This window comes from Streptomyces sp. NPDC055287 (assembly GCF_053646035.1).
Window position 1 is genome coordinate 1 of the sequence record NZ_JBSHNE010000059.1, and the last position, 8,812, is coordinate 8,812.

General features: G+C 71.7%; 5 protein-coding genes. 3 read left to right on the forward strand and 2 right to left on the reverse strand.

Annotated elements, in window-relative coordinates; translation table 11 throughout:
* Positions 1–1,709: 1,709 nt before the first annotated feature.
* Positions 1,710–2,855, forward strand: a complete 1,146-nt coding sequence (gene alc / locus ACWIHY_RS37080; protein WP_454380951.1) for an allantoicase — start codon at positions 1,710–1,712, stop codon at positions 2,853–2,855.
* Between the two features lie 436 nt (positions 2,856–3,291).
* On the opposite strand, the gene pepN is transcribed toward alc, so the two are convergent.
* A complete protein-coding gene (pepN, locus tag ACWIHY_RS37085) occupies positions 3,292–5,874 on the reverse strand; it encodes an aminopeptidase N (protein ID WP_454380952.1) in 2,583 nt (860 codons plus the stop codon).
* Positions 5,875–6,017: 143 nt separating this feature from the next.
* On the opposite strand from pepN, the gene ACWIHY_RS37090 reads away from it, so the two are divergent.
* Positions 6,018–6,530 carry a DUF1203 domain-containing protein gene (locus ACWIHY_RS37090; protein WP_454380954.1) on the forward strand — a complete coding sequence of 171 codons (513 nt, stop codon included), beginning with the start codon at positions 6,018–6,020 and terminating at the stop codon, positions 6,528–6,530.
* 34 nt (positions 6,531–6,564) lie between these two features.
* On the opposite strand, the gene ACWIHY_RS37095 is transcribed toward ACWIHY_RS37090, so the two are convergent.
* On the reverse strand, positions 6,565–7,431 hold the full coding sequence (locus ACWIHY_RS37095) for a LysR family transcriptional regulator (RefSeq protein ID WP_454380955.1): 867 nt from the start codon (positions 7,429–7,431) through the stop codon (positions 6,565–6,567).
* Between the two features lie 100 nt (positions 7,432–7,531).
* On the opposite strand from ACWIHY_RS37095, the gene ACWIHY_RS37100 reads away from it, so the two are divergent.
* On the forward strand, positions 7,532–8,770 hold the full coding sequence (locus ACWIHY_RS37100; RefSeq protein WP_454380956.1) for an MFS transporter: 1,239 nt from the start codon (positions 7,532–7,534) through the stop codon (positions 8,768–8,770).
* The last annotated feature ends 42 nt before the right edge of the window (positions 8,771–8,812 follow it).

Here is an 8,812-nt window from a genome sequence, read left to right on the forward strand (position 1 = left end):
TGACCCGCCACCCCGGCCCACCGCTAACGCTTATACGGGGACGGCCCAAAGAAAAACGCCCTGCACGGCAGGTGGGGGAGCGGCTCGGGTGGGATGGTGACTGTCGGGCGAGTGGGTGGGGCGCGGTCGACCTAAGGGGTGGTTCGGCCCCTGGTTCGGCGGGTGCGGCGACGGTTGTTGGTGCGGCATCCGCATTCCTCCGCACACGCGCACCCTGACCGGTGAGCAGTCGGCCGGCCGGGGCGACCTGCGGACTCGTGGTTGTGCGGGTGGGGCGCGGCAGTTGAATGGGGGGACTCGGGCGGGTGTGGCGTCCGCCCCTGCCGGTGGTCGGTCGGGCCACGGGCATGTGGTCGGGCTTGGTGGGTGGAAGGGCGTCCGGGGGCGGGCTTTGTGGTCCTGCCGGTGGCTCGGACCGGTGTGATCCGACCGGACGGCTTCCGGATGGCGGGGCTTTCGGCGGCCTCGGTGGCCTCGGTGGGGCCGCTGGGGCCGGTGGGGTGGTTGGAGGTGCCCGTCCCTGGCGGGTGCGACGAACCCGGCAGAAGGCGAAGAAGCACGCCCAGTTTGCCCCTTTTCGGTGCATCGGAAGGCTGCGAGGCGCATTACGTGCCGGGTTAGTCGCGCACCCACTACCCGGCGTGGGCTTGGCGTGAACCGGACCCGACATGTGATGCCTGCTGACACCACACCGGCCCCACTGGTCCCTCCGTGCTCGACAAATCGGAGGGAAGGGCGAGTTGGCTGGGCTTGGCGGGGCCCACATACGGCGTTGGTGCGGTTCGCTCGCTCCGGCGAGCGGTCCGGGTGGTCGGAATGCGATCAACCCGGCACTTGGCGATCCTCAGTGGCTCTCCAGTCCCACCGGCCACAGCCGTATCGTTTCCTGCCATCAAGGGAGCCTTTCCACCCACGGCGGAAGCATGGCCCCTGCGCGGACAGCCGGGTGGCGTGACTGGTGTGAGCCGTGTGGCTGACGGGACGACGAGTGGGCCCCTGCGGCGGCCGCACGTGCGACATCGATTACGGCGCCGTGCGGCATCGGTGCCTCACCACCCACCCCCACCGGCAACCAGCTTGCAGCTCAACCGATCACCGGTGGGGGTGGACGCCACACTCGCCCGAGTCGCCCCATTCAACTCTCGCGCCCCGCCCGCACACCCACTGGCCCGCAGGTCGTCCATCGCGATCGGCTGTCCACCGGCCCGGGTGCGCGTGTGCGGAGGAATGGGGGTGTCGCACCAACGACCGTTCCCGCACCCGCTGAGCCAGGGGCCGCACCGCCCCCGAAGCGGAGCGCGCCCCACTCACACACCCGCCGTCCGGCAACGCACCACCAGCCACTTGCCGAGCTTGACCCGTGGGCTCCCCCCCCGGGGCCGCCCCCCTTAAGCATTGCGGCGGAGGTTCGGCGGTCAAGGGTGGAGCGAAGCGCAATCGCCGCAGGCGACGCGACGTAGGAGCGCCCTTGAGGGCCGGGCCTCCGACGCCACCCTTAGCCAAGGCGGCCCCCACGCCAGAAGCAACCGCAGCCCCAGGACCGCCGAAGCCCCGCTCCCTCGACCCCGACCCCGACCCGACCACCCCATCCCCCACCCCACCCCACCCCACCTCACCCCATCCCCACCCCCAACCGTTCGCGTCTGCTTCAAAGCTTGTCCAGAAACTTTCGATGGACCTGACTGTTCCCCAGGTGTGAGAGTCGGTGCATGACGACGACGACCACGGCCACCGCGCACTCGGAAGACCCGCACGCCAACGACGCCGCCCCCTACGGGGGAGGCGACCCGTACGCCGACTACCGGGGTGGGGACTTTCCCTTCACCGAGCTCGTCGACCTGGCCGACCGGCGTCTCGGGGCCGGGGTCATCGCCGCCAACGACGAGTTCTTCGCCGAGCGCGAGAACCTGCTCATCCGCGAGCGCGCCGTCTTCGACCCGGAGCACTTCGGGCACAAGGGCAAGATCATGGACGGCTGGGAGACCCGTCGCCGGCGCGGTGTCGACGGGGCGCAGCCCTTCCCGGCGCCGGACGATCACGACTGGGCCGTCGTCCGCCTCGGCGCCCCGGGCATCATCCGCGGCATCGTCGTCGACACCGCCCACTTCCGCGGCAACTACCCGCAGCGCGTGAGCATCCAGGCCGCCGCGGTGGAGGGTTCTCCCAGCCCGGAGCGGCTCCTCGACGCCGACGTGAAGTGGGAAGAGATCGTCCCGGTGACGCCCGTGCGGGGGCACGCCGCCAACGGGTTCGAGATCACCAGCGAGCGCCGCTACACGCACATCCGGCTCTGCCAGCACCCCGACGGCGGCGTGGCCCGCCTTCGCGTGCACGGCGAAGTCGTTCCCGACCCCGAGTGGCTCGACCTTCTTGGGACTGTCGACCTCGTCTCCGTACTCAACGGGGGTGTGTACGAAGACGCGTCCGACAAGTTCTACTCGTCGCCCACGCAGATCATCCTGCCGGGCACCTCGCGCAAAATGGACGACGGCTGGGAGAACCGCCGCCGCCGCGTACGTGACACCAATGACTGGGTGCGGTTCCGCCTCGTCGCGCAGGGTGCGATCCGTGCCGTCGAGATCGACACGGCGTACCTCAAGGGGAACTCGGCCGGCTGGATCGCTCTGAGCGGGCGCAACGGCGAGACCGGTGAGTGGTTCGAGATCATCCCGCGCACCAAGCTCCAGCCCGACACGCTGCACCGCTTCAAGCTGCCCGCCCAGGCTGTCGCCACTCACGTGCGTCTCGACGCGTTCCCTGACGGTGGTGTCGCCCGGATGCGGTTGCACGGGGCGCTCACTGAGCAGGGGGCGGCGGAGCTCCGGGCGCGTTACGAGGACGTCGCCGGCCAGTAGTCCCGGCGGTAGTCATCGCGGCCGGCAGCGCCGGCCAGTAGACCCCGCCCGGCGGACGGCAGCGGCACAGCGCCCGGCCGTCGGGCGGTTTCAACAGTGCGCGAGAGGGCGCCCCTTCATAGGAAAGGGGCGCCCTCTCGGTGCGTTCGGCCATGGCGCCTTCGGCGGGCTCCCGGACGCCTTTCGGGCGTGCCCTCAAACGCCGGACGGGCTGGAAGTCGGCGGGCAGGGCGGCGCGAGCGGGGCGGGCGGGGAGGAGCGGGCGACGGCCAAGCCCCGCCCGTCAGCAGCCGAGGTGAGGTGCGCAGGACGGACGGAGCCTGGGCACAGGCCGGACGTAACGACGGACGGAGCCCGGACGCCGTAATCCCGGAACCAGGCCCCGTCCCCGCGATCCGTGCCCGCGAACCGGCCCCTCCGATCCGCCCAACCCCGCCTAAGAAGCCGTCGCCGCGTCCGCTGCCTGTGCCTTCAGCGCGCGTTCGATGCCTGCGCGGGATTCCAGGACCAGGCGGCGCAGGGCCGCGCTCGGGGTGGCCGATGCCAGCCATGAGTCCGTGGCGTCCAGAGTGGCCTGGGAGACCTGCACCGCCGGGTACAGGCCGACCGCGATCTGCTGGGCCATCTCGTGGCTGCGCGACTCCCAGATGCCCTTGACCGCCGCGAAGTACTTCTCCGTGTACGGCGCGAGAAGCTCACGCTGGTCGGTCTGGACGAAGCCGCCGATCACCGCCTCCTGCGCGGAGTTCGGGAGCTTGTCGGAGTCGATCACCGACGCCCATGCCTCCGCCTTCGCCTCGGCCGTCGGCCGCGCCGCCCGCGCCGATGTCGCGTGCAGTTCGCCCGCGGACGTCTTGTCGCGCTCGAGCTCCGCCGCGATCACGTCCTCCTCCGCGCGGCCGGTGGCCGCGAGCCGACCGATGAACGCCCAGCGCATGTCGGCGTCGACGGCCAGCCCCTCCACCGTCTCCGTACCGTCCAGCAGGCCCTGCAACAGGTCCAGCTGAGCGTCCGTACGGGCGGTCGCCGCGAACGCGCGCGCCCACGCCACCTGGTGGTCGCTGGCCGGCTCGGCGGCACGCAGGTGCTCCAGCGTCGCCTCCGTCCACCGGGCCAGGCCCGTCTCGCGCCAGGACGGGTCGGCGTACAGCTCCAACGCGAGCTTCGCCTGGCGGTGGAGGGACTGGACCACGCCGATGTCCGACTCCTTGCCGATGCCCGAGAGCACCAGCGCGAGGTAGTCGCGGGTGGCGAGTTCGCCGTCGCGCGTCATGTCCCACGCGGCCGACCAGCACAGCGCGCGCGGCAGCGACTCGGTGAAGTCACCGATGTGGGCGGTCACGGTGGCGAGCGACTCCGCGTCCAGGCGCACCTTCGCGTACGACAGGTCGTCGTCGTTGAGGAGGATCACCGCCGGGCGGCCGGTGTTCGCCGGGAAGGGGACCTCCGTCAGCTCGGCGGCGTCCACGTCCATCTCGATCCGGCTCGTACGGACCAGCTTGCCCGCACCGTCCAGGTCGTAGCAGCCGACCGCGATCCGGTGCGGACGCAGCGTGGAGGTGCCCTTCGCGCCCGCCGGGAGTGCCGGGGCCTCCTGCCGCACGGCGAAGGACGTGACGTTGCCGTCCGCGTCGGTCTCGATCTCCGGGCGCAGGATGTTGATGCCGGCCGTCTCCAGCCATGCCTTCGACCACGTCTTCAGGTCGCGGCCGGACGTCTTCTCCAGCGCGCCGAGCAGGTCGGGCAGGCGTGTGTTCCCGAACGCGTGCGTCTTGAAGTACGCCTGCACGCCCCGGAAGAACTCGTCCTGGCCGACGTACGCGACGAGCTGCTTCAGTACGGAAGCGCCCTTGGCGTACGTGATGCCGTCGAAATTGACCAGCACGTCGTCCAGGTCGCGGATCTCCGCCATGATCGGGTGCGTGGACGGCAGCTGGTCCTGGCGGTACGCCCAGGTCTTCTCCGAGTTCGCGAACGTCGTCCACGCGTGCGGCCACTTCGAGCCCGGCGCGTGCGCCTGGCAGGCGACCGACGTGTAGGTGGCGAACGACTCGTTCAGCCACAGGTCGTTCCACCACTCCATGGTGACCAGGTCGCCGAACCACATGTGCGCCAGCTCGTGCAGGATGGTCTCGGCGCGCCGCTCGTACGCCGCGTCCGTCGTCCGGGAGCGGAAGATGTACTGGTCGCGGATGGTCACCGCGCCCGCGTTCTCCATCGCGCCCGCGTTGAACTCCGGCACGAAGAGCTGGTCGTACTTCGCGAAGGGGTACGCGTAGTCGAACTTCTCCTGGAACCAGTCGAAGCCCTGGCGCGTGACGTCGAAGATCGCGTCCGCGTCGAGGAACTCGGCCAGGGACGGGCGGCAGTAGATGCCCAGCGGCACGCTCTGGCCGTTCTCGTTCTCGTACGAGCTGTGGACCGCGTGGTACGGGCCGACGATCAGGGCGGTGATGTACGTCGAGATGCGCGGCGTCGGCTCGAAGACCCAGATGTCGTCCTTCGGCGCCTCCGGCGTCGGCGAGTTGGAGATCACCGTCCAGCCGGACGGGGCCTTCACAGTGAACTGGAAGGTCGCCTTCAGATCAGGCTGCTCGAACGACGCGAAGACGCGCCGCGCGTCCGGCACCTCGAACTGGGTGTAGAGGTAAGCCTGCTGGTCGACCGGGTCGACGAAGCGGTGCAGGCCCTCGCCCGTGTTCGTGTACGCGCAGTCGGCGACGACCTTCAGCTCGTTCGGGCCCGCCTCGAGGTGCTTGAGGGCGATCCGCGAATCCCGGAAGACCGCGGCGACGTCGAGGGACTTCCCGTTCAGGTGGACCTCGTGCACGGCGGGTGCCACCAGGTCGATGAAAGTCTGCGCCCCGGCCTCCGCGGACTCGAAACGCACGGTGGTCACGGACCTGTACGTGCCGCCCTCCTGCGCGCCGCTCAGGTCGAGCTCGATCTCGTAGGCGTCGACAGTGAGCAGGCTCGCCCGCTGCTGGGCCTCTTCGCGGGTCAGATTCGTGCCAGGCACCCGGTCATCTCCTCGGTATGTGTCGTTTTCCGCCATCCTTCCACGCCGCTCCCGCAATGGCTGCTGAGTTAGCTCGCAGCTGACAGAGCGCGACGTCCGAAGTCCGCCAGCGCGCCACCGGGGGTGGTGCCGATGCTGGTCGTATGACGACCACGAGGTGCACGAAGTACGCCGCACGGCCCATCGAGCCCACCGCGCTCAGGCAGCTCCGGGAGACCGACGACGCCGGCCGCGCCTGCGTCCCGTACCCCGACGAGGAGGGCGGCGCGCCGCTGCGGTGCTGTCTGCGGCTCAGCGAGCCCGGCGAGCGCATCGCGCTCGTCTCGTACGCGCCGCTGCGCCGCTGGGCGGCCGGGACGCGGGCCAGGCCCGGGGCGTACGACGAACAGGGCCCCGTCTTCCTCCACGCCGACGAGTGCGGGGGCCCGGCAGCGGCTGACGGCTACCCCTTCGCCCGCGCCGGAGCCCTGCGCACCGTGCGCCGCTACCACGCGGACGGGCACATCGTCGGCGGCCGGTTGACGGAGATCCCGGCCGACACGACGGCCGGCTTCGACGCCGCGTTCGACGAGGCCTTCGCCGACCCCGAGGTGGCGCTCGTGCACGTCAGGGCGGTGGAGTACGGCTGCTTCCACTTCGAGGTACGCCGGCCCTGACCCGGTGTCCGAGGTGACGTGTGCTCCGGCCGCGTCACTCCGCGTCGGCGACCGCCCTCGCGAACGCCCGTACCCGCTCCGTCTCGCCGTCGCGGTGCCACACCATGCCGAGCACCGAGTCCGGCAGACCGTCCACCGGTACGAACACGACGTCCTCGCGTCCGTGGTACTCCGCCGTCGGACGGCACAGCAGCATCGCGCCGCGCCCCGCCGCGACCAGGGTCAGGCCCTCCTGGAGGGTCGTGACCGACGGGCCCGGGGCGGGAGACGGCGCATGCGCCTCGCGCCAATATGCGGGGGCGGGGGGTGACGCCGTGACGAGCGGGACGGAGGTGACCTCGGCGGCGGTGAGGGAGGCCCGGGCCGCGAAGGGGTGACGTACCGAGAAGGCGACCGTCTGCTGTTGCCGGGAGAAAAGCGGGCCCAGCGCCAGGTCCGGTTCCGCCACGGGCAGCAGCACGATCGCCGCGTCGACCTCACCGCGCCGGACCGCCCCGAAAGGATCGGAGAACGGGATCTCGGCGATCTCGGTCACGCACGCGGGGTGCCGCTCCTGGAAGGCGGTGATCGCCCGCATCAGGCGGGCGTCCGCCGTGCCCTGGAAGCCGATCCGCAGGCTGCCGCCGACACCGCGCGCCTCGGCTGCGGCGTCCTCGACGACCGTGCGGAGCGTCTCGTACGCGGGACGCAGGCCGGCGAGGAAGCGCTCGCCGAGCGGGGTCAGGCGCACGCGGCGGCTGGTGCGGTCGACGAGGCGGGCGCCGATGCGGGTCTCCAGCGCGCGCAGGAGCTGGCTGACGCGGCTCTGCGACACGTACAGCCGCTCGCCCGCGCGGCCGAAGTGCAACTCCTCGGCGAGGACCAGGAAGCACTCCAGTTCGCGGATTTCCAGGCCCGACACGTACCCCCCTGACACACACGGCTGATCGATGAGTCCGGCTCATAGAAGGATGAGAACTCCGCCGTTGTTCCCGGCCGGTGCACGGCAGAGGCTGGACGGCATGCACAGAACTACTGAACTGCCCCGGCGTCGGGCCGCGTTGCCGCCCGCCGTGTTCGCCGTCGCCGCCGCGACCTTCGCCGTCGTCACGACCGAGATGCTGCCGGTCGGCCTCCTCACCTCCCTGGGCGCCGGACTCGGCACGTCCGACGGCACGGCGGGTCTGACCGTCACCCTCCCCGGTCTGGTCGCGGCGCTCGCCGCCCCCCTGCTGCCCGTCGGCGTGCGCGGCGCGGACCGGAGGCTCGTGCTGTGCGCGCTGATGGTGCTGCTCGCCGCCGCGAACGTACTGTCCGCGCTGTCGCCCGGCTTCGGGATGCTGCTCGCGGCGCGGGCGCTGGTCGGCGTGTGCATCGGCGGGGTGTGGGCCGTCGCGGCGGGACTCGCGGTGCGGCTGGTGCGCGAGGAGGGCGTCGGCCGGGCCACCGCGGTGATATTCAGCGGCATCGCGGTGGCCTCCGTGGCCGGAGTGCCGACCGGGACCCTGATGGGCGAACTGGCGGGGTGGAGGTGGGCGTTCGCCGCCATGGGGGGATTCTCACTGGCGGTGGCGGCGGTGCTCGCCGTGCTGCTGCCACCGCTGCCCGCGCAGGGCGCCGTCGGGCTGCGGGAGGTCGCGGGGCTGCTGCGGGTGCCGCCGGTGCGGGCCGGGCTGCTCGTGGTGCTGGCCCTGGTGACCGGGCACTTCGCGGCGTACACCTATGTGCGCCCCGCCCTGGAACGCGTACCGCACATCGGCGCGGGCCTGATCAGCGGGCTGCTGCTGCTGTACGGAACCGCCGGGATCGCCGGCAATTTCCTCGGCGGCGCGGCCGCCGCCCGCGACCCCCGGCGGACGCTGCTCGTGATCTCGGCCGTGCTCGGTGCGACCGTGCTGGTCACGGCCGGGGCGGGCGGCGGCTCGGCCGTGGGCGCGGCGGCGCTGCTCGTCGTTTGGGGGCTGGCCTACGGCGGTGTGTCGGTCAGCGCGCAGAACTGGCTCATGGCGGCCGCACCCACGCGGCGCGAACCGGCCTCGGCGCTCTTCGCCGGCGTCTTCAACGCCGCGATCGCACTCGGGGCGCTGCTCGGCGGCCGGGCCGCGGACCGCTACGGCGTCGCGGGCCCCCTGTGGCTCGGCGGCGCGCTGGCACTGGTGGGGGCGGTGGCGGTCGTGACGGGACGTACCCGTACGGCGGCGGGGGGGGGGGGGCCCAAAACCCCACCCCCCCCGGGGGGGGGACCAAACAAAAAAGAATGAGCCATCTAATACGCCCCCCCCCAAAGAAGCGAAAAACCCGCC